We start from the raw sequence: 20,623 nt of genomic DNA, 5'->3' as shown, positions 1-20,623 counted from the left end.
CGTTCCAGACGGGCCGTCTCGGACAGACCCTCTCAATAGGCGCTGGAGGTGGGGCGGATCACCAGCTCGCTGACATCCACCGCGGCCGGCTGGCCGATGGCATAGGCGATCGCTTCGGCGATGGCGCCGGCCGGAATCGCGTCGCGGCGGAACTCGCGGATCATCTCCAGGGTGGCGCCATCGGAGATGGTCTCGGCCAGGTCCGACTCGGTGACGCCGGGCGATACCACGGTGACGCGGATATCGGCGCCCACTTCCTGGCGCAGCGCCTCGGACAGCGACACCACCGCCGCCTTGGTCGCGCAATACACGGCGCCGGTGGCGATCGGCTTGTAGGCGCCGATGGAGGCGACGTTGATGATCTGCCCGGCGCGGCGCTGCTGCATGCTCGGCAGCACGGCGGCGATGCCGTGCAGCACGCCACGGATATTGACGTCGATCATGCGGTTCCACTCACCGATCTTCAGCGCCGCCATGGGCGACAGCGGCATCACCCCGGCGTTGTTGACCAGCACATCGACCCGGCCGAAGCGCTCCAGGGCCAGGTCGACCAGGGCCTGCACATCCTCCTCGCGGACCACGTCGGTGGCACGGTACTCGGCCGTGCCGCCCTGGTTGCGGATATCCGCGGCCAGTGCCTCCAGACGCTCGCTGCGGCGAGCACCGAGTACGACGCGGGCACCCTGGCTGGCCAGCAGGCGGGCGGTGGCTTCGCCGATGCCACTGCTGGCACCGGTGATGACGATGACTTTCTCTGCGATCTGCGACATGAACTATTCCTCGGCAAGCGGCGCGGAAGTGGCGCCGGGACGAGGCAGAGATTGCGCCTGGGGCTGGGCGGGACGTTAGCCGGAAACTGCCGACGACTTGCCTGATCCTGCAAACCATCCACAATCAGGCACTGCGCTTAGCAGACTATGAAAAGTCGACTTGCCCAAACCTGCCGTGCTCTTGCCTGATCCTGCCGATGCCAGCCGAACCGCCACACGGTGCGGTTATGCTTGTGGCAACCGAGGAGAACCGCGCCATGCCCAACGTCGAGAATGCCGAACAGAACCTGGAAGGCCAGCGCTGCGAGCTGGCCGGCCTGATTGCCCAATACTGTGACGGTGAGGGTGTGGTCGAGACGGCGATTCCCGGCCTGGCGCTGTACCGCACCACCGAGCCGTCGCCCATCGTCCACACCCTGTACCGCCCGGCGCTGTGCATCATGGCCCAGGGGCAGAAGGTGGTGCGCCTGGAGGGCGAGGTGTACTGCTACGACCCGCTGCATTACCTGGTAGCCTCGGTGACCCTGCCGGTGACCGGCGAAGTCACGGTGGCCGCGGTGGAGCAGCCGTACCTGAGCCTGCGCCTGGATATCGACCCGGCCGAGCTGGCCGGCCTGATCGCCAGCGCCGGGCCCATCGGCGTGCCCAACCAGGGCAGCGGCCGCGGCCTGCATGTCGACCGCCTCGACGCCCCGCTGCTGGACGCCGTGCTGCGCCTGGTGCGTCTGCTCGACAACCCGCGCGACATCGCCATGCTCGCCCCGCTGGTACAGCGCGAGATCCTCTACCGCCTGCTGCACAGCCGCCAGGGCCAGTTGTTGCGCGACATCGCCACGGCGGACAGCCAGGCGCATCGGGTCAACCGTGCCATCGAGTGGCTCAACCAGCACTACGGCGAGCCGCTGCGCATCGAGGAGCTGGCCAAGGTGGCCAACCTCAGCACTTCCACCCTGCACCACCGTTTCAAGGCGCTGACCGCCATGAGCCCGCTGCAATACCAGAAGCAGCTGCGCCTGCAGGAAGCGCGGCGCCTGATGCTGTGCGAGAACCTCGATGTGTCGAGTGCCGGCTACCGGGTCGGCTACGAGAGCCCGTCGCAGTTCAGCCGCGAATACAGCCGCCTGTTCGGCGAGCCGCCGGTGCGCGATCTGGCTCGGTTGCGCAACGCGGTCTGAGGCACCTACCAGTCCAGCGCGATGCTGCTCTCGAAGCTGCGCGGCTCACCGCTCAGCGGGTCGGCGAACTCCAGGCTGTGGGCCAGCAGCTTGAGCGGCCGGTCGAAGTCGTCCACGCCCTTCTCGTCGTTGAGCTGCGGATAGAAGGTGTCGTTGCAGATCGGCGCGCCCAGCGCGGCCATGTGCACGCGCAGCTGGTGCTGCTTGCCGGTGACCGGGAACAGCCGGTAGCGCCACAGCTCGCCATGGCGCTCCAGTACTTCCAGCAGGGTCTCGCTGTTCGGCGCGCCGTCCACCTCGCACATGCGGAAGAACGGCTCGCCCTTCTCCAGGCGGCTGTGCCGGCGCAGCGGGAACTGGTGCTGCGGCAGGGCCGGGGCGATGGCCTGGTAGCGCTTGTCGATGCGTCGTTCACGGAACAGCGCCTGGTAGGCGCCGCGACTGGCGGGCTCGGCGGAGAACAGCACCAGCCCGGCGGTGTGCCGGTCGATGCGGTGCAGCGGTGCCAGGTGCGGGTTGCCGGTCTCGCGCACCAGGCGGGTGAGCAGGGTTTCCTCGGCGTAGTCGCCGGCCGGCATCACCGGCAGGAAGTGCGGTTTGTCCGCCACCAGCAGGTGCTGGTCCTGGTAGACGATGCGAGCCTGGAAGGGGATCTTCCGTTCGTTCTCGATCTCGCGGAAATACTGCACCCGCAGTGCCTCGCGGTACTGAGCGTCGGGGCCCAGCGGGCGATCCTGGTCGTCCAGCACCAGGCCGCGGGCCATGCGTTGCAGCCAGGTATCGCGGGAAATCTGCGGGAAGCGCGCGCACAGGCAGTCGAGCACGGTCGGCCAGTTGCCGGCCGGCAGGTGCAGGTAGCTGGGGCGAACGTTGAGCGGGCGCGAGGACATGGCAGGGAGCTTGGCGACAAGGCTGCGCATTATTCCTCAGACCGGGGAAAAACGCCGCCCCACTCGTCTGCGCCGACTAGGCTGTTGGGCGACATCACAGGGAGGCTCCAACATGCTCAAGACCTATCACGGCAGCTGCCATTGCAAGCAGGTGCGCTTCAGCGCGCAGATCGACCTGGCCAACGGCACCGGCAAGTGCAACTGCAGTTTCTGCGTCAAGGCGCGCAACTGGAGCGTGCTGATCAAGCCCGAGGCCCTGCAGCTGGAGAGCGGCGAGGACGCGCTGAGCGGCTATCAGTTCAACACCTTCAGCACCCACCACCTGTTCTGCAGGCACTGCGGCATCCGCGTGTTCAGCCGCGGCAACATAGCGGAGATCGGCGGCGCCTTCGCCTCGGTGAGCCTGGCCAGCCTGGACGACCTCAGCCCGGACGAGCTGCTGGCCGCCCCGGTGCACTATGCCGACGGCCTGCACAACAACTGGATGGAGACGCCCGCCGAGATCCGCCATCTGTAGGGCTCGATCCGCACGCCGCTGTAGCTGCCGGGACCGACCACGGCGGCGCAGGATAGTCCCTCGACATCCGAGGAGCCCTCATGAAGACCATAGGCCTGATCGGCGGCATGAGCTGGGAGTCCACCCTGCCCTACTACCGCCACATCAACGAAACGATCAAGGCACGCCTAGGCGGCCTGCATTCGGCGCGACTGGTGCTGTACAGCGTGGACTTCCATGAGATCGAGCAACTGCAGCGCAGCGGCGACTGGCAGCGCGCCGGCGAGTTGCTGGGCGAGGCGGCTGCGGCGCTGGAGCGGGCCGGCGCGGAGTTCCTGGTGCTCTGTACCAACACCATGCACAAGGTGGCCGACGCCATCGAACAGGCGGTGAGCATCCCGCTGTTGCATATCGCCGACCCGACCGCCACCGCGATCCGCACTGCTGGGCTGCAGCGGGTCGGCCTGCTCGGCACCCGCTTCACCATGGAGCAGCCGTTCTACCGTGAGCGCCTGGAGAGCCGGCACGGCATTCAGGTGCTGGTGCCGGACGAGGCCGATCGCCAGCTGGTGCACCAGGTGATCTACGAGGAGCTGTGCCTGGGCACGGTGCGCGAGGAGTCGCGCCAGGCCTATCGCGAGGTGATCGGCCGGCTGGTGGCGCAGGGCGCCCAGGCGGTGATCCTCGGCTGCACCGAGATCGGCCTGCTGGTAGGGGATACGGATGCCGCGGTACCGCTGTTCGACACCACCCTGTTGCATGCGCGGGCGGCGGCCGACCAGGCGCTGGGCTAGCCGATCAGCTGCTCGACCGTGCCGTCGTACAGCACCACGCGGTCGCGGCCGGCGGCCTTGGCCGCGTACAGCGCCTTGTCGGCGCCCTGGATCAGGCGCTCCGGCCCGGTCTCGGAGGCCATGTTAGGGGACGGTTGGCAGACGTTGACCCCGGCGCTCAGGCTCAGCCGGCGCCAGGGCGAGCCGGCATGCGCGACGCCAAGCTCCTCCAGCGCCACGCGCGCCTGCTCGGCGACCTGCAACGCGCCCTGGGCGTCGGTCTCCGGCAGCAGCAGGCAGAACTCCTCACCGCCATAGCGCACCGCCAGATCCGCCGGGCGTTTCTGCCCGCCACGGATCACCTCGGCCACGGCGCGCAAGCATTCGTCGCCGGCGGAATGACCGTAGATATCGTTGTACTGTTTGAAGTAGTCGACATCGAACATCACCAGCGCCAGCGGCTTCTGGCTGCGCGCGGCGCGGGCGAACTCGTCGCTGAGGGCGCGGATGAAGCGGCGGCGGTTGGCCAGGCGCGTCAGCTCGTCTTCCAGCGCCTGCTGTTCCAGGCGCCGGTTGAAGGCGCGCAGGGCGTCGCGGGTGGCCATCAGCTCGATCTCGGTCTTCTGGCCCTGCTTGATCAGGCGCAGCAGGTAGAAGCCGAACAGCGCCAACAGCGCGGCGAGCAGCATCACCACCACCAACTGGCGCGAGGTGTCGGCGCGCCAGTCGGCGAGGATGTCCTGCTCGGCCAGGGCGGCGATCACCACCAGCGGATAGCCCTGGATCTGCCGGTAGCTGAACATGCGCTCCACGCCATCGATCACCGACGGCAGCATGGCGGTACCGGTGGGGCTCTGCGGCAGCAGGGTCTTGAAGATCTGCCCGCCGGCGATGCTGGCGCCGATCAGGTCCTCGCGGTAAGGGTTGCGCACCAGCAGGGTGCCGTCGTTGAGCACCAGGTTGATGCTGCCGTGTTCGCGGATGTCGAAGGTGGCATAGAACTGGCGGAAGAAGTCGATGGAGATGGTGGCCAGGGCCACGCCGACGAAGTTGCCCTGGGCATCCTCCACCCGTCGCGACAGCGGGATGATCCAGTCGCCGGTGGTACGGCTGCGCACCGGCTTGCCGACATGGGCGCCGTGGTCGTCCGGGTACTGGCGGTGATAGCGGAAATACTCACGATCGGCATTGTTGGCGCCCGGCGGCACCTCGCCGAAGGAATTGACCACCCAGTTGCCGTCGCGGTCGTAGGCGAACAGCCCGTGCAGCTCAGGCTGCTCATACACGTGCTGGCGCATCAGGCCCTCCAGGCGCTGCAGCTGCTGCGGCTGCATGCCATCCACCTGCAGGCGTTCGACCAGGTCGAGCAGCACGGTGTCGGCCTTCTTCAGGGTATCGCTGGCCTGGCGCGCCAGGGCGGAGGCCAGGTTGGTGGTTTCGATCTCGGCCTCGCGCAGCTGTACCTGGCGGGCATTCCACATCAACCAACCGTCGGTGGCCACCAGCGACACGCAGACCAGTATCACGAAGACCCTGGCCAGCGGCACCAGGGTCGGCCCCCGCCACCAACGGTGATCCACGCTATCCGTATTTGCGTTCTGACTCATCGAATCCTGCTGCCTTCAGCCACTCTGCTTCAAATATAGAAAAGCCCGGATCGGGTCAATAAAGACGCCGTAATAGATGCAGCGAGGGCCCACTGCGGCGCCGGCAAAGCCCTGGGGCCACAACCATGGTAGGCGAAGAACAGCGACCAACGCCGCAATGATGGCGGTCAGCGACGCGCTGAACTTCGGCTCGCCGTGGCCGACTCCACGCCGATCAGCGCAGCCGCCAGCACGATCAGCGGAAATGACGGTTGAGGCCGAAGATGGCGACCTGAGGGCGTGCAGGAAACACGGCACAAATAGCCAGCGGCGCCGACCACCTGGTCCTGATGCTGGATGGCGACCTTTGCCGCCGGCCCGCCGAGGCGGATGAGCCCGGCCTGAGCCAGAACAGCTGCGCCGCGCGCCAGCTCAGCGGCTGCGGTGCAGCTTCTTCTTTCTTCGTGCGGTCCCTGACCGCAATACCAGCGGCCATGCTGCCACAGGCACTGCGACAACGGCATGGCGATTGGCATCTTCGGCCGGGACTTGGGCTGCGCGGATGCATACACTAGCGACCAGTTTTTTTCTTCTGCCGAGAGCCCGCCATGACCGACGCTGCATCCTCCATCGCCATCATCATCGGTGCCGGCCACGCCGGCGGCGAACTGGCCATCGCCCTGCGCAACGAGGGCTGGAAGGGCCGCATCCTGCTGCTCGGCGAGGAGGCGCACCTGCCCTACCACCGTCCGCCGCTGTCCAAGGCCTACCTGGCCGGCAGCGTGGAGAAGAGCAGCCTGTCGATCCGTCCGCAGCTGGCCTACGACAAGGCCAACGTGGAGTTCTTCGGCGGCGTGCGGGTGCTGCGCATCGACCGCGCCAACAAGCGCCTGGAACTGGCCGACGGCAAGCAGCTGGCCTACGACAAGCTGGCCATCGCCACCGGCGGTCGTCCGCGCCCGCTGAGCGTACCGAATGCCGCGGCCGCCGAGCGCTGCGCCAACTTCCACTACCTGCGTACCCTCGACGACGTGGAGCTGATCCGTGCACAGATGGCGGCCGGCAAGCGCCTGGCCATCGTCGGCGGCGGCTACATCGGCCTGGAGGTGGCGGCCGCGGCTGTCGCCCAGGGCCTGCAGGTCACCGTGCTGGAGGCGCTGCCGCGAGTGCTGCAGCGGGTCACTGCGGCCGAGCTGTCGGCCTACTACGAGCGCAAGCACCGCGAGGCCGGCGTGGATATCCGCACCAACGTGCAGGTGGCCGATCTGGAGGTGACTGGCGAGGCGGTCAGCGCGGTGATCTGCGCCGACGGCAGCCGCCTGGAGACCGACCTGGTGGTGGTCGGCATCGGCCTGATCGCCAACACCGAACTGGCCGCCGAGGCCGGGCTTGAGGTGGACAACGGCATCCTGGTCAACGAATACGCGCAGACCAGCGATCCGGACATCCACGCCGCCGGCGACTGCACCAACCACCCCAACCCGCTGCTGGGCCGCCGCCTGCGCCTGGAGTCGGTGCCCAACGCCCTGGAGCAATCGCGGGTGGCCGCTGCCGGCATGGCCGGTAAGCTCAAGGCCTATGCCTCGGTGCCATGGTTCTGGTCCGACCAGTACGAACTGAAGCTGAAGATGGTCGGCCTGTCCGAAGGCTTTGAGCGCCTGGTGCTGCGCGGCGAACCGCAGACCAACAGCTTCAGCGCCTTCTATCTCAAGGACGGCAAGGTCCTGGCGGCCGACACGGTCAACCGCCCGCAGGACTTCATCGCCGCCAAGCGCCTGGTGGCCGAAGGCATCGCCGTGACGGCCGAGCAGCTGGCCGACGACAGCCGACCGCTGAAGGAGTTGCTGCCGGTACCGGCGGCGTAGGATCGTCGCTAGTGCAGAGGGGCCGCGACTCGGTCACAGTTCGATCATCTCGAAATCGGCCTTGGCCGCACCGCAGTCGGGGCAGAGCCAGTCCGCCGGCACGTCCTCCCAGCGGGTTCCCGGCGCGATGCCCTCGTCCGGCCAGCCCAAGGCCTCGTCATAGATGAAGCCGCAAATGACGCATTGCCACTTTTTCATATCGCTCTCCGCCCCCACACACCATTCAGCATAGGAAGTGCTGCATAGGTAGTTTGTCGAAGAGCAACTTGCCGAAGCGGTCAGATTTACTGAACTCACCGTGCCACGCGGCTTCCAATAATTGTGGTGAGCACTTACGAGCGATGGAAACGAAAGAACCGATCGCTATAATTGCATCACCTTTTCTTAACAAACTTCGATACCGTGGAAAGGCCGTCATGGCCTTCCAGTCAACCTGGTGAACATGTGACGAAAGACGAACTGCGCGCCGAACTGGAGCGTCAGGCGCAGCGTTACAAGGATGTTTATGGCGGCGAGGTGATTACCTACGCGGCCCAACCGGACCCCGAGCGCAAGCCCTGGCGCAAGAAACAGAGCCTGCTGGATCAGGCGTTTCAACAGGAACTGCAAAAGATCGAGCGGGCCCGCGAAGCCGAATAGTCGATATTCGCTGTTCAGACCAAGCCCGAACAGCGGCGCCAATATTCAGCGGCGGCGACTACCACCCAACAGAGACCCCATCAAACCGCGCACCAGCTGTCGGCCGATCTGATTGGCCGCCTGGCGTACGGCAGTCTTCATTACCTGGCTGGCCAGACTGCCCAGCAGCTCGCCTGCCATGCCACCCAACCCACCCTCTTCCACCGGAGTCGCCTTGCCGGCTTTACCGGCAGAGGCCTCTGTCGGTGCCTGGGCGGCACGAGCCATAAGCAGCTCGTAAGCCGACTCGCGATCCACCGGCCGATCATAGCGACCCGCCTGGGGCGAGGTCCGCAGCAGCTGCGCTCGTTCAGCCTCGTTCAGCGGCCCGATACGCGACTGCGGCGGCGCGATGGCCACGCGCTGGACCATGGCCGGCGTGCCCTTTTCCTCCAGAGTCCCCACCAGCGCCTCGCCGATGCCCAGCTCGGTGAGCACGCTCAGGCTGTCGAACGCCGGATTGGGGCGGAAGCCGTCGGCCACGGCGCGCAACGACTTCTGCTCCTTGGCGGTGAAGGCGCGCAGGCCGTGCTGGATGCGCAGGCCGAGCTGGGCCAGCACCTCATCCGGCAGATCGCTGGGCGACTGGGTGACGAAGTAGACGCCGACACCCTTGGAGCGAATCAGCCGCACCACTTGCTCCAGGCGTTCCTGCAAGGCCTTGGGCGTGTCGGCGAAGAGCAGGTGCGCCTCGTCGAAGAACAGCGCCAGCACCGGTTTGTCGGCATCACCCCGCTCTGGCAGCTGCTCGAACAGCTCGGCCAGCAGCCACAACAGGAAGGTCGCGTAGACCTTGGGCGCCTCGTGCACCAGGCGACTGGCGTCCAGCAAATGGATGCGCCCGCGGCCGTCGCGATCGGGATGCAGGATGTCTTCCAGCTGCAGTGCCGGCTCGCCGAACAGCGCCTCGGCGCCTTGCTGCTCCAGGGTCGCCAGGCGGCGCAACAACGCCTGGGAGGAGGCGCCGGCAAACAGCGCACGGTCCTCACCGAGCATCTCGGGATGATCCTTGAGGTGATTGAGCAAGGCCTTGAGATCTTTCAGATCGAGCAGCAGCAGGCCTTCGCGGTCGGCCACCTGGAAGGCGGCATACAGGGCGGCCTGCTGGCTGTCCGTCAGCTCCAGCAGGTTGCCCAGCAACAGTGGGCCCATCTCGCTCAGGGTGGTGCGCAGCGGGTGACCGCTCTTGCCCGCCACGTCCCACAGGGTGACCGGGTAAGACCGCGGGCTGTGGTTCAGCCAGGGCATGCCGGCGATTCGCTCCGCCACCTTGCCCTGGGGATTGCCCGGCGCACCCAGACCGCACAGGTCGCCCTTTATGTCGGCAGCGAACACCGCCACACCGGCATCGCTGAACGCCTCGGCCAGGCGCTGCAGGGTCACCGTCTTGCCCGTGCCCGTCGCGCCAGCCACCAGGCCGTGACGGTTGGCCAAGCGCAGAGCCTGGGCGATCGGCTGGCCCTGAGGGTCAGCGCCAAGAACAAAAGAATCGACTACCGACATCTTGCCATCCCTCGGGCTAAAGCTTTACTGCAGTTATGTCGCTATAGGTGGTGTAACTGAGCGCTCGTGCGTCTTCGCACAGCCACCCAATAAGACTGCTGCCAGACATTACCGGACGCAAGTGACCATGACCCAGAATCTGAAGTTCAGCCACAAGATCCTGCTCGCCGCCTCACTGGTGGTAATCGCCGCCTTCTCCCTGTTCACCCTGTACAACGACTACTTGCAACGCAATGCCATCCGGGAAGATCTGGAAGACGAGTTGCGCAGCCTGGGCGAAGTCACGGCAAGCAATATTCAGAACTGGCTGTCCGGCCGCATCCTGCTGGTGGAGAACGTCGCCCAGAGCGTGCAGGACGACACTCCCGAGACGCTGGCCCGCACCCTGGAACGCAAGGCACCGGCCTCGACTTTCGCCTTCACCTACCTGGGCTCGGCGGACGGCACCTTCACCATGCGCCCGGAAAGCGAGATGCCGGCCGACTATGACCCGCGAACCCGTCCCTGGTACAAGGACGCCATGAGCGCCGGGGGCTCGACCCTGACCGAACCCTACATGGACGCCGCCACCAGCAAGCTGATCATCACCATCGCCACCCCCGCGGGCAGCAGTGGCGTGGTCGGCGGTGACCTGAGCCTGGATACGCTGGTGCAGATCATCAACTCGCTGGACTTCGGCGGCCTGGGCTATGCCTTCCTGGTCAGCGCCGACGGCAAGATCCTGGTCCATCCGAACAAGGACCTGGTGATGAAGACCCTGCGCGAGGTCTACCCGCAGAACACCCCACAGATCCGCAGCGAGCTGTCCGAAGTCGAACTGGACGGCGTCGAGCGCCTGCTCACCTTCACCCAGGTCAAGGGCCTGCCCTCGGTCACCTGGTACGTCGGCCTGTCCATCGACAAGGACAAGGCCTACGCCACCCTGCACGAATTCCGTGCCTCGGCGATCATCGCCACCATCATCGCCGTGGTCATCATCATGTTCCTGCTGGGCATGCTGATCCGCGTGCTGATGCAGCCGCTGCTGGTGATGGGCAAGGCCATGCGCGACATCGCCCAGGGCGAGGGTGATCTGACCAAGCGCCTGAGCGTGCAGAGCCGCGATGAGTTCGGCGAGCTAGCCTCGTCCTTCAACCAGTTCGTCGAGCGTATTCACGGCTCGATTCGCGAGGTGTCCTCGGCCACTCAGCAGCTCAATGAAGTGGCCAAGCTTGTGGTCAACGCCTCCAACTCGTCGATGGCCAACTCCGATGAGCAGGCCAGCCGCACCAACAGCGTGGCCGCGGCGATCAACGAGCTGGGCGCCGCCGCCCAGGAAATTGCACGCAACGCCGCCGACGCCTCGCACCAGGCCTCCGACGCCCGTCACCTGGCCGAGGACGGCAGCCAGGTGCTGCAAAAGACCATCGTGGCGATGAACGAGCTGTCGGAGAAGATCAGCGCCTCGTGCCGCAATATCGAGACGCTGAACAGCAAGACGGTGGATATCGGCCAGATCCTCGAGGTGATCAAGAGCATCTCCGAGCAGACCAACCTGCTGGCACTCAACGCGGCCATCGAGGCGGCCCGTGCCGGCGAGGCCGGACGTGGCTTCGCCGTGGTAGCGGACGAGGTACGCAACCTGGCCCACCGCACCCAGGAGTCGGCCCAGGAAATCCAGAAGATGATCGAAGGCCTGCAGGTGGACGCCCGCGACTCGGTGTCCACCATGACCGAGAGCCAGCGCTACAGCGAGGAGAGCGTGACCATCGCCAACCAGGCCGGCGAGCGCCTGGGCAGCGTGACCCAGCGTATCGGCGAGATCGATGGCATGAACCAGTCGGTGGCCACCGCCACCGAGGAGCAGACCGCCGTGGTCGACTCGCTGAACATGGACATCACCGAGATCAACACCCTCAACCAGGAAGGCGTGGAGAACCTGCAGGCCACCCTGCGTGCCTGCGGCGATCTGGAGCAACAGGCCTCGCGCCTGAAGCAGCTGGTCGACAGCTTCCGCATCTGATCAGTCCGGCGCGGGAGTCTCCTGCGCCGACTCATCTTCACCCTCCGGCGCTTGTTGCAGGCGCTGCCAGAGTTCGGCGGCATCGGGAAACTCGGTGCCGTCGGTTTCGCTCAAGGCCTCGGGATCGTAACGCTGCAGACAGCCCTCACCCAGGGTGGGCGGTGGCGTAGCCGTACCTCGTTTCATCCTCGCCTCCTGACGGTCAGTCGAAGACTACCGTCTTGTTGTCATGCACCAGCACCCGGTCTTCCAGGTGATAACGCAGGCCACGGGCCAGCGCCATCTTCTCTACATCCTTGCCCAAGCGCACCATGTCTTCGATGCTGTCGCGATGGGTCACCCTCACCACGTCCTGCTCGATGATAGGGCCGGCATCCAGCTCCTCGGTGACATAGTGACAGGTGGCGCCAATCAGCTTGACGCCACGCAGCGAGGCCTGGTGGTAAGGCTTGGCGCCGACGAAGGACGGCAGGAAGCTGTGGTGGATGTTGATCACCCGCCCGGCGTATTCCTGGCACAGCTGCGGCGGCAGTATCTGCATGTAGCGGGCGAGCACTACCACGTCAGCCCGGTACTCACCGACCAGGCGCGAGACCTCGGCAAAGGCGGGCGCCTTGTCCTTGGGGTCGACCGGCACATGGTGGAACGGAATGCCATGCCACTCGACCATGCTGCGCAGGTCGTTGTGGTTGGAGATCACGCAGGGAATCTCGCAGTCCAGCTCATCGCTGTGCCAGCGGTGCAGGAGATCGGCCAGGCAATGCGACTCGCGACTGGCCATCAGCACCACGCGTTTCTTCTGCGCGGAATCGGTGATCCGCCACTCCATGGAGAACTCACGGGCAATGGGGCCGAACGCCTGGCGAAAACCGTCCAGATCGAAAGGCAGAGAGTCGGCGCGGATCTCATGGCGCATGAAGAACCAGCCACTCTGGTTATCCGAGTGGTGGCTGGCCTCAGTTATCCAGCCATTGTAGGTAGCCAGAAAATTACTGACCTTGGCGACGATGCCAACGCGGTCCGGGCAGGCGATCACCAGCCGAAAAGTGCGCATGTGGGGAACTCCAGAACTTTGCGAGGCGCCATTCTAGCCGCAGCCGGATGAAACTTCAGTACTTCCCTCACCGGCGCGGCCCCAGCCGATTGAGCCATAACTTGCACAGCTCAACTATTCAGGGCCGCCATAATGAATGGTCATGCGGCTGCACAAATGGTGAAACAAACTAGCGCTACTTGCCACTGCCGCTCATTGCTCGAATAGATACCCGCAGATAATTCCCGCAAAACTTTTCCGACTTGTTTACTTGCCCATTAGCGCTGTCTATTATTGACCTACTTACTACTGCAACTGGCCACTGGGAAAACAACATGTCTCTGATCAACGAATACCGCGCCACTGAAGAAGCCATCAAAGAGCTGCAAGAGCGCCTGAAGAATCTGTCGCAGGACGACAAGCTGAAGAAAGAACTGGAGTTCGAAGGCAAACTGCGCACCCTGATGGGCGAATACCAGAAATCCCTGCGTGACATCATCGCCCTGCTCGATCCGGAAGGTGCCAAAGGCGGCAAGACCGCTCGGCCGGCCAAGCCTGCTGGCGGCAAGCGCGCACGCAAGGTCAAGCAGTACAAGAACCCGAACACTGGTGAAGTGATCGAAACCAAAGGCGGCAACCACAAGACTCTGAAAGAGTGGAAAGCCAAGTGGGGCGCCGACACCGTTGAAAGCTGGGCCACCCTGCTCGGTTAATTTCGACGAAACATCAAAAATGCCGGCAATTGCCGGCATTTTTTATTCCCCCTCTTTTCCTAGCCTACCGCGCAATAACGCTCGCTCAGCAGCCGAGCATGTTCCTGCCAGGCCTGCAGCACCTGTTGCTGTACTGGTGACGACAATGGCCATTCCGTCTGCAGCGCCAGCTCGAAGTTGGCTAGCGTATTCGGTGCACCCATCTCGCTATTGCTCAACCGATCACGACAGAATTCTCGCCAGCGCTGCTGCTCGGCAATCGTCAATGAATCGGGGAAGTTTCGCGCGCGATAGCGGAACAGCAATTCGGGCAGTCGCTCATCACTGAATGCCCAGTTATCCCGGGCCAATTGCTCAGCGGAAGAGTGGCGTACTTGTTCGCACAGCCGACGATCACGATCACCGAGAAAGCCCGCATACAGTTGCTGTTCCGGGTCGTGCAGTGGCTCAAAGTCATCCGCCGCATACAGATCAGCCAACTTGCTCTGCCACAGCGCCTGGTGCTCACCGAGTGCGGAAGCCCTCTGCTCGCACTGCGCCATGTCGATCTGCAGACGCTCGATATCACCAGGACGCAGCACCTTGAGCGGCGCCACCACCGGGCACTTGTTGATATGCAGAAGTTTGAGCGGCACCGGCAGTTCACCCTCGGCCAGTTCGTCGCGCCGGGTATAAAGACGCCGGCGCAAGCCATCGGCATCCAGGTCGAACAGCGGCTGTGGATCGGACTGCAGATCGCAGACGATCAGCGCATTGCGATTGCGCGGATGCCAGGCCAGCGGCAGTACTACTGCCAGGTAGTGCCGACTGCCGGCAAAGCGCCCGGAAACATGCACCAGCGGCTGCAGCAGGCGAATCTGCTCCGCCACCTTGGCCTTGCTGCGTAGCTGATAGAGGAAGTCATACAGGCGCGGCTGCCTGCCTCTGATCAGGCGCGCCAGACCGATGGTCGCACGCACGTCGGACAACGCGTCGTGAGCCTGGCCATGATCAATGCCGTTGGCCACCGTGAGCCGCTCCAGCTTGAGCGAGACCCTACCCTCTTCGTCCTGTGGCCACTCGATGCCTTCCGGGCGCAAGGCATAGGCCGCCCGCACCAGATCGATCAGATCCCAGCGGCTGTTGCCGCCTTGCCACTCACGGGCATAGGGGTCGTAGAAGTTGCGATACAGGCTGTAGCGGGTCACCTCATCGTCAAAACGCAGACTGTTGTAGCCCGCACCGCAGGTGCCCGGCAGCGCCAGCTCGGCATGCACGCGAGCGATGAACTCCGCTTCCACCAGGCCTCTTTCGGCCAGTATCTGTGGGGTGATCCCGGTAATCCGGCAGGCCGCCGGATGCGGCAGGATGTCATCGGATGGCCGGCAATAGATGTTGAGCGGCTCGCCGATCTCATTGAGCTGCTCATCGGTACGGATGCCCGCCACCTGCAAGGGGCGATCACAGCGCGGGTTGATGCCGGTGGTTTCGTAGTCGTACCAGAAGATGCTCGAAGACAAGATGCTTTCCCCGGAAATATCGCCGCGGCAGTCTAGCACCCGCCCGAATCCAACCAGCCGCCGCGAAAGCTTGAAATCGCTCACGCTGCCCGGCTTGTCGCTGACCCGGTGCGCCTATAGGATGGCCGGATTAGGAATTTCCCACCCACAAGGACAGTCAGTCATGAGTGAATCCACCGCTCCTAACCCCTACGCCGCACCCAGCAGCAATCTGCAGGAAGCTCCCAGCGGCCAGGTGCCGACCATCGCCGAGGCTCTCAGCCGTGGCTATGACTTCAATATCGGCGATCTGCTCAGCGAAGCCTGGCAGCGTGTCAAAGGCACCAAAGGCATCATCATCGGCGGCTTCATAGTCTTCTACGTCGCCCTGTTCGCCGCCACCGCGGTGCTCGGCTTCATCTTTGGCGGCCTGGCGAGCGGAGACAACATCGCCGGCATCATCATCGCCCAGCTGATCATCACCGTACTGGCCTCGGCGCTGTCCTACCCGTTCCTCGCCGGCCTCAACATGGTCGGCATCCGCCGCGCCGCCGATCAGCCGGTCAGCTTCAACGAGATCTTCAGCCACTTCGGTCGCCTGGTGCCGCTGCTGATAACCGCCATCGTGATGATGATTCTGGTCTACGTCGGCATGCTCCTGCTGATCATCCCCGGCATCTACCTGAGCGTCGCCTACATGCTGGCCATCCCTCTGGTGGTCGAGCGCGGCCTGTCGCCGTGGCAAGCCCTGGAAACCTCGCGCAAGGCCATCAGCCAGCACTGGTTCAAGGTCTTCGGCCTGTTCCTGCTGCTCGGCATCATCATGGGCCTGAGCATGATCCCGGTCGGCATCGGCCTGATCTGGACCATCCCGCTGTTCATCATCAGCATGGGCGTGCTGTACCGCACCATCTTCGGCGTACTGCCGCCGGCCAACTGATCCAGTCCAGAAGTTCGGGCCGCCTCTGGCGGCCCGATTGCTTTAGCGTCCTGCTGCTGGCTAGCATCAGGCTTTCTTCGATGCAGTCGACCGATGCAGCCTAATCGCCCCCAGCCGGAACTCCCCGACTCACCCCTTCTGGATACCCGCCGCCTGGTGGAAACGCCGGAAGGCATCGACCTGATTCTCCGCCCCGCCGGCCTGATGCCGCGCGCCCTGGCCTTCGGCATCGACCTGCTGATCCGCGGCGCCATCCTGGTGGCCGCCTTCGTCATTCTCGGCATTCTCGGCCAGTTCGGCGCGGGCCTCGGCACCATCCTCTACTTCCTGGTCAACTGGTGGTACCCGGTGCTGTTCGAAGTGCTGAACCAGGGCCGCACCCCCGGCAAGAAAGCCATGGGCCTGCGCGTGGTGCACGACGACGGCACCCCGGTCGGCTGGGCGGCGTCGCTGACCCGCAACCTGCTGCGCGCCGTGGACATGTTGCCGTTCGCCTACTGCGTCGGCGCCGTCAGCAGCCTCAGCCATCCGAGCTTCAAACGTCTTGGCGACCTCGCCGCCGGCACCCTGGTGGTCTACCGCGACGACGAACTGAAACGTCCACAGATTCCCGAGGCGGATGCCGAGCGTGCGCCCTTCCCCCTCAACCTGGCCGAACAGCGCGCCGTACTGGACTTCGCCGAGCGCCGCGCCAGCCTCTCCAGCGCGCGCCGCGCCGAGCTGGCCGGCATCCTGGCCGAGCCCCTGGAAAGCCTGCCGGAACATGCCGAAACGCGCCTGCACGGCATCGCCCGCGGCCTGGTGGGTTCGGCATGAAACAGCACCTGTTCGAACAGCGCCACAGCACCGACTGGCAACGCTTCGAGGCGCGTCTGAGCAGCCTGGAAAAGGGCAAGGTCGAGCGTCAGGATTGCGAGAGCTTCGCCGCCGACTATCGCCATTTGTGCCAGCACCTGGCCCTCGCCCAGGAGCGCGGCTACAGCAGCCACCTGATCGACCAGCTGCAGCAGCTGGCCATGCGTGGCCACCAGCAGTTCTACCGTCACCGCAGCCACCTGGGTGCGCAGATCATCGGTTTCGTCATCGCCGGATTCCCGCAGCTGGTGCGCCGCGAATGGCGCGCCGTGCTGGCCGGCACCCTGCTGTTCTTCGGCGCACTGATCGGCATGGGCCTGCTCACCTGGCTGTTCCCGGACATCATCTACAGCCTGATGGACCCCGAGCAGGTGCGGGAGATGGAGAAGATGTACGACCCGGCCGCCCGGCGCATCGGCCGCTTCGCCGAGCGCGACTCCGGCGACGACTGGATGATGTTCGGCTTCTACATCATGAACAACATCGGCATCGCCTTTCAGACCTTCGCCAGCGGCCTGATCTTCGGCCTCGGCAGCCTGTTCTTCCTGCTCTACAACGGCTTGGTGATCGGCGCCGTTGCCGGCCACCTGACCCGCATCGGCTACAGCGAAACCTTCTGGTCCTTCGTCATCGGCCACGGTGCCTTCGAACTCACCGCCATCGCCTTCGCCGGCGCCGCCGGCCTCAAGCTCGGCTGGGCCCTGCTCGCCCCTGGTCGCCTCGGGCGTGGCGAGGCCCTGCGCCAGGCCGCCGGCAAGGCCATCCAGCTGGTCGCCGGGGTCATCCTGTTCTTGCTGATCGCCGCCTTCGTCGAGGCCTACTGGTCCTCCATGACCTATGCCACGCCCGTCACCAAATACTGGGTCGGCGCCGGTCTGTGGTCGCTGGTGATCGCCTATTTCCTGTTCGCCGGACGGACCCGCCATGCGCCTGACTGACGCCAGCGTCGCCATCCGCCCGCGCACCGCCTGGGAAGCCATCGACCTGGGCGTGCTCCTGGCTCGTCGCCACGCCAGTCTGCTGATGGCCAGCTGGGCCATCGTGACCCTGCCGCTGTTTGCGCTACTGACCGCCCTGCTCTGGCAGTACCCTACCATCGCCGCTCTGCTGTTCTGGTGGCTGAAGCCGGCCTGGGAGCGCCTGCCGCTGCACATCCTGTCGCGCTCGCTGTTCGGCGACACGCCGACGCTCAAGGAGGCGCTCAAGGCCCTGCCGCGCCTGCTCAAGCCCCAGCTGCTCGCCAGCCTGACCTGGCGGCGCCTGAGCCCGACCCGCAGCTTCGACCTGCCGGTACTGCAGCTCGAAGGCCTCGTCGGCGATGCGCGCAGCAAGCGCCTGACCGTGCTCGGCCAACGCCACTCGGGCGGTGCCGCCTGGCTGACCATACTCGGCGTGCATCTGGAGATGCTGTTGTGGATGGGCATGGCCACGCTGATCTGGCTGATGGTGCCGCAGCAGATGGAAACCCAGCTGGACTGGGACACCCTGATCCAGGCCAGCAGCGGCAAGTGGCTGTGGCTGGAGCATGTCTCCAACCTGGTCTACGCCCTGATCCTGGTGTTCTGGGAACCGATCTACGTCGCCTGCGGCTTCACCCTCTACCTCAATCGGCGCACCGACCTGGAAGCCTGGGACATCGAGCTGACCTTCCGCCGCCTGCGCCAGCGCCTGATCGGCAGCGCCTACGCCCTGTTGCTGGCCTGCGCCACCCTGACCCTGATGCTGCCGGCCGGCGATGCTCTGGCCGACGAGCCCAGCGGCAGCTGCCCGGTGCCCTTCGACGACCCCATGGGCCCCGACGCCGAACGCCTGCTCAACCAGCCGCTGAGCAGCCAGGCCGCCCGAGACAGCATCGCCAAGCTGCTGGACGCTGCCCCCTTCGAGAACCGCGAGACCGTCACCCGCTGGCGCTTCGGCGACGAGGAGAAGGCCGAGGAGCCCTCCGAGGAAGAGGTGAAAAGCTTCGCCGAGCTGATCAAGAAGCTGTTCAAGCTCGGCGAATGGTGGCGCAAGCTCGACGTGGTCGCCCTGGCCTTCGAGGTCGTGCTCTGGGCCTTGCTGGTGCTGGCTATCGCCCTGCTGCTGTGGCGCTACCGCGAGTGGTTGGAGACCTTCGTCGGCCGCCTCGGCCTGCCACAGCGCCGCGTGCGCGAGATGCCGAGCCAGCTGTTCGGCCTGGAGCTCGCCCCGGAAAGCCTGCCCGACGACGTGGCCGGCGAGGCCGAGCGACTCTGGGCGGAACAACCGCGCGAAGCCCTCGGCCTGCTCTACCGCGCGCTGCTCAGCCGCCTGCTGCATGATTTCCGTCTACCGCTGAAGGGCTCGCATACCGAGGGCGAAGTGCTGCAACTGGTCGAGCGCCTGGAGCGTGACGAGCTGAGCCGCTTCAGCCAGGTACTGACCCGCCACTGGCAGAACCTCGCCTACGGTCACCGCCTGCCGCCGGAGAATCTCAAGCGCGGCCTCTGCGAGGGCTGGCGCCGCCTGTTCGCCCAGGGGATCGCCGCATGAGCCGCCCGCTGAAGATCGCCCTCGGCGGCATCCTGCTGATCGCACTCGGCTGGCTCGCCCTGCTTGCCGTGCAGCAACTGCAGCCCTACGAGGAAACCCTCGAACACGGCCCCGCCCCCGAGGCCCGCGCCAACGATTACCTGGCCGCGGAGATGTTCCTGCGCCAGCAGAAGATCAGCGTCAAACGTGCCGATGGCCTGGATGCACTCAACGGCCTGCCCTCGGCCGGGCAGACCCTGATGCTGCTCGGCCCGCGCCACAACATGACGCCTCGCCAGGCCAAGCTGGTGCTGGACTGGGCCGCCAAGGGCGGCCACCTGGTGTTCGTCGCCGAAGAGGTCTGGGACGAGGAAGAAGGCCGCAGCGGCGACATGCTGCTGGACAGCCTCGGCGTGCAGCAGAGCAGCACCTACGAAGAGGATGAAGACGAGGACAGCGAGGACGCCGGAGCCGAGGCCGGCGACGACGAATCGGCTGTCGACGACGAGGAGCTGGATGTCGACGCCGAGTCCGAAGTCGAACTGGAAAGCGATGTCGATGCCGCCGATGACGAGCAGCCCGAGCAATCCGAAGCCAGCGAGGAAGAGAGCGAGGAAGATCGCTACCCCGAGCTGACCAAGATCTACCTGGAGAACGAGGAAGCGCCGGCCTACGTCGAGTTCGACACCGGCTTCCACCTGCTGGACACCGAGAACCGCGCCTATGCCTGGGCCAACAGTGGCGACGCCACCCACATGCTGCAGCTGGAGCATGGCGAGGGCCTGGTCACCGTGGTGACGGACGCCTGGCTGTGGCAGAACCACAGCATCGGCGATTACGACAACGCCTGGCTGCTCTGGTACCTGAGCCAGGACAGCGCCGTGACCCTGGTCTACAGCACCGAGCGCGCCGACCTGTTCAGCCAGCTGTTCAAGCACTACCCCGCCGCCCTCGCCGCCCTGGCCCTGCTGATCGCCCTGCTGCTGTGGCATGTCGGCATGCGCCACGGCCCGCTGCTGGCGGCACCGACCCACACCCGTCGCCAGCTCGAAGAACACCTGCGCGCCGCCGCCGACTTCCTGCTGCGCCGCGCCGGCCAGCAGCACCTGCTGAGCAACCTGCAGCGCGACATCCTGCGCCGCGCCCGTCACCGCCACCCCGGTTTCGAACGCCTGCCCGTCGCCGAACAGTGGCAGGTGCTCGGTCGCCTCACCCGTCTACCCAGTGGCGCCGTCAGCGCAGCCATGCGCCCGCTGCCGACCCAGCGTCTGTCCGCCGCCGACTTCACCCGCCAGGTCGCCAACCTGCAAACTCTCAGGAATGCCCTATGAGCGAAATTCCGCAGCAACCCAGCACCAATCCCGAAGCACCCGCGG

The 20,623-nt window shown here is 65.5% G+C and carries 21 protein-coding genes; 12 read left to right on the top strand and 9 right to left on the bottom strand.

The annotated features are described in order from the left end of the window. Positions 1-32: 32 nt before the first annotated feature. A complete protein-coding gene (locus tag FFS62_RS02695) occupies positions 33-770 on the bottom strand; it encodes an SDR family oxidoreductase (RefSeq protein ID WP_137971263.1) in 738 nt (245 codons plus the stop codon). A gap of 257 nt (positions 771-1,027) precedes the next feature. Here FFS62_RS02695 and FFS62_RS02690 point away from each other — a divergent pair, with 257 nt between their 5' ends. Continuing rightward, positions 1,028-1,945: an AraC family transcriptional regulator gene (locus FFS62_RS02690; RefSeq protein WP_137972213.1), complete on the top strand. Its 918-nt coding sequence runs from the start codon at positions 1,028-1,030 to the stop codon at positions 1,943-1,945. A gap of 5 nt (positions 1,946-1,950) precedes the next feature. Here FFS62_RS02690 and FFS62_RS02685 read toward each other — a convergent pair whose 3' ends face one another. Beyond that, entirely contained in the window at positions 1,951-2,865 is a 915-nt protein-coding gene (locus tag FFS62_RS02685; protein WP_371920094.1) for a pseudouridine synthase, read from the bottom strand. Positions 2,866-2,947: 82 nt separating this feature from the next. Between FFS62_RS02685 and FFS62_RS02680 the strand changes: the two genes are divergently transcribed. Together FFS62_RS02680 and FFS62_RS02675 are read left to right on the top strand one after the other, a co-directional pair. Beyond that, positions 2,948-3,352 carry a GFA family protein gene (locus FFS62_RS02680; RefSeq protein ID WP_137971262.1) on the top strand — a complete coding sequence of 135 codons (405 nt, stop codon included), beginning with the start codon at positions 2,948-2,950 and terminating at the stop codon, positions 3,350-3,352. An 80-nt stretch (positions 3,353-3,432) separates the two neighbouring features. Beyond that, positions 3,433-4,125 (top strand): aspartate/glutamate racemase family protein, encoded by a 693-nt coding sequence (locus FFS62_RS02675; RefSeq protein WP_137971261.1) that lies wholly within the window; start codon positions 3,433-3,435, stop codon positions 4,123-4,125. Here the strand turns inward: FFS62_RS02675 and FFS62_RS02670 are convergent. After that, positions 4,122-5,711 (bottom strand): sensor domain-containing diguanylate cyclase, encoded by a 1,590-nt coding sequence (locus FFS62_RS02670; protein WP_137971260.1) that lies wholly within the window; start codon positions 5,709-5,711, stop codon positions 4,122-4,124. The two genes, FFS62_RS02675 and FFS62_RS02670, sit on opposite strands and share 4 nt — an antisense overlap. A gap of 167 nt (positions 5,712-5,878) precedes the next feature. Beyond that, positions 5,879-6,214: a hypothetical protein gene (locus FFS62_RS02665; RefSeq protein ID WP_137971259.1), complete on the bottom strand. Its 336-nt coding sequence runs from the start codon at positions 6,212-6,214 to the stop codon at positions 5,879-5,881. Positions 6,215-6,298: 84 nt separating this feature from the next. Between FFS62_RS02665 and FFS62_RS02660 the strand changes: the two genes are divergently transcribed. Continuing rightward, on the top strand, positions 6,299-7,555 hold the full coding sequence (locus FFS62_RS02660; RefSeq protein WP_137971258.1) for an NAD(P)/FAD-dependent oxidoreductase: 1,257 nt from the start codon (positions 6,299-6,301) through the stop codon (positions 7,553-7,555). A 33-nt stretch (positions 7,556-7,588) separates the two neighbouring features. On the opposite strand, the gene FFS62_RS02655 is transcribed toward FFS62_RS02660, so the two are convergent. After that, positions 7,589-7,753 (bottom strand): rubredoxin, encoded by a 165-nt coding sequence (locus tag FFS62_RS02655; RefSeq protein WP_110681563.1) that lies wholly within the window; start codon positions 7,751-7,753, stop codon positions 7,589-7,591. A 246-nt stretch (positions 7,754-7,999) separates the two neighbouring features. Between FFS62_RS02655 and FFS62_RS02650 the strand changes: the two genes are divergently transcribed. Then, positions 8,000-8,194, top strand: a complete 195-nt coding sequence (locus FFS62_RS02650) for a hypothetical protein (RefSeq protein ID WP_137971257.1) — start codon at positions 8,000-8,002, stop codon at positions 8,192-8,194. 45 nt (positions 8,195-8,239) lie between these two features. Here FFS62_RS02650 and FFS62_RS02645 read toward each other — a convergent pair whose 3' ends face one another. After that, a complete protein-coding gene (locus FFS62_RS02645; protein ID WP_137971256.1) occupies positions 8,240-9,736 on the bottom strand; it encodes a helicase HerA-like domain-containing protein in 1,497 nt (498 codons plus the stop codon). A gap of 127 nt (positions 9,737-9,863) precedes the next feature. Between FFS62_RS02645 and FFS62_RS02640 the strand changes: the two genes are divergently transcribed. Further along, on the top strand, positions 9,864-11,738 hold the full coding sequence (locus FFS62_RS02640; RefSeq protein ID WP_137971255.1) for a methyl-accepting chemotaxis protein: 1,875 nt from the start codon (positions 9,864-9,866) through the stop codon (positions 11,736-11,738). Here the strand turns inward: FFS62_RS02640 and FFS62_RS02635 are convergent, their stop codons facing one another. Both FFS62_RS02635 and purU read right to left on the bottom strand, forming a co-directional pair. Beyond that, positions 11,739-11,924 (bottom strand): hypothetical protein, encoded by a 186-nt coding sequence (locus FFS62_RS02635; RefSeq protein ID WP_137971254.1) that lies wholly within the window; start codon positions 11,922-11,924, stop codon positions 11,739-11,741. A gap of 16 nt (positions 11,925-11,940) precedes the next feature. Next, on the bottom strand, positions 11,941-12,792 hold the full coding sequence (gene purU, locus FFS62_RS02630; protein ID WP_137971253.1) for a formyltetrahydrofolate deformylase: 852 nt from the start codon (positions 12,790-12,792) through the stop codon (positions 11,941-11,943). 314 nt (positions 12,793-13,106) lie between these two features. On the opposite strand from purU, the gene mvaT reads away from it, so the two are divergent. Beyond that, positions 13,107-13,484: a histone-like nucleoid-structuring protein MvaT gene (mvaT, locus tag FFS62_RS02625; RefSeq protein ID WP_137971252.1), complete on the top strand. Its 378-nt coding sequence runs from the start codon at positions 13,107-13,109 to the stop codon at positions 13,482-13,484. A gap of 59 nt (positions 13,485-13,543) precedes the next feature. Here mvaT and sbcB read toward each other — a convergent pair whose 3' ends face one another. Further along, on the bottom strand, positions 13,544-14,983 hold the full coding sequence (sbcB, locus tag FFS62_RS02620) for an exodeoxyribonuclease I (RefSeq protein ID WP_137971251.1): 1,440 nt from the start codon (positions 14,981-14,983) through the stop codon (positions 13,544-13,546). Positions 14,984-15,146: 163 nt separating this feature from the next. On the opposite strand from sbcB, the gene FFS62_RS02615 reads away from it, so the two are divergent. The 5 genes from FFS62_RS02615 (at position 15,147) to FFS62_RS02595 (ending at position 20,578) form a co-directional block, all read left to right on the top strand. After that, positions 15,147-15,902, top strand: a complete 756-nt coding sequence (locus tag FFS62_RS02615) for a hypothetical protein (protein WP_137971250.1) — start codon at positions 15,147-15,149, stop codon at positions 15,900-15,902. A 93-nt stretch (positions 15,903-15,995) separates the two neighbouring features. Then, complete coding sequence (locus FFS62_RS02610) at positions 15,996-16,718, top strand: RDD family protein (RefSeq protein ID WP_137971249.1); 723 nt, start codon at positions 15,996-15,998, stop codon at positions 16,716-16,718. Next, positions 16,715-17,695: a stage II sporulation protein M gene (locus FFS62_RS02605; RefSeq protein ID WP_137971248.1), complete on the top strand. Its 981-nt coding sequence runs from the start codon at positions 16,715-16,717 to the stop codon at positions 17,693-17,695. The genes FFS62_RS02610 and FFS62_RS02605 overlap by 4 nt, the downstream gene beginning before the upstream one ends. Then, positions 17,682-19,268: a DUF4129 domain-containing protein gene (locus tag FFS62_RS02600; RefSeq protein ID WP_137971247.1), complete on the top strand. Its 1,587-nt coding sequence runs from the start codon at positions 17,682-17,684 to the stop codon at positions 19,266-19,268. Before FFS62_RS02605 ends, FFS62_RS02600 begins: the two co-directional genes overlap by 14 nt. Then, positions 19,265-20,578 (top strand): DUF4350 domain-containing protein, encoded by a 1,314-nt coding sequence (locus FFS62_RS02595; RefSeq protein ID WP_137971246.1) that lies wholly within the window; start codon positions 19,265-19,267, stop codon positions 20,576-20,578. The genes FFS62_RS02600 and FFS62_RS02595 overlap by 4 nt, the downstream gene beginning before the upstream one ends. The last annotated feature ends 45 nt before the right edge of the window (positions 20,579-20,623 follow it).

It is taken from the genome of Pseudomonas sp. F(2018) (genome assembly GCF_005508865.1).
Taxonomy (GTDB): domain Bacteria; phylum Pseudomonadota; class Gammaproteobacteria; order Pseudomonadales; family Pseudomonadaceae; genus Aquipseudomonas.
This window is presented reverse-complemented; position numbering and strand designations above follow the sequence as displayed.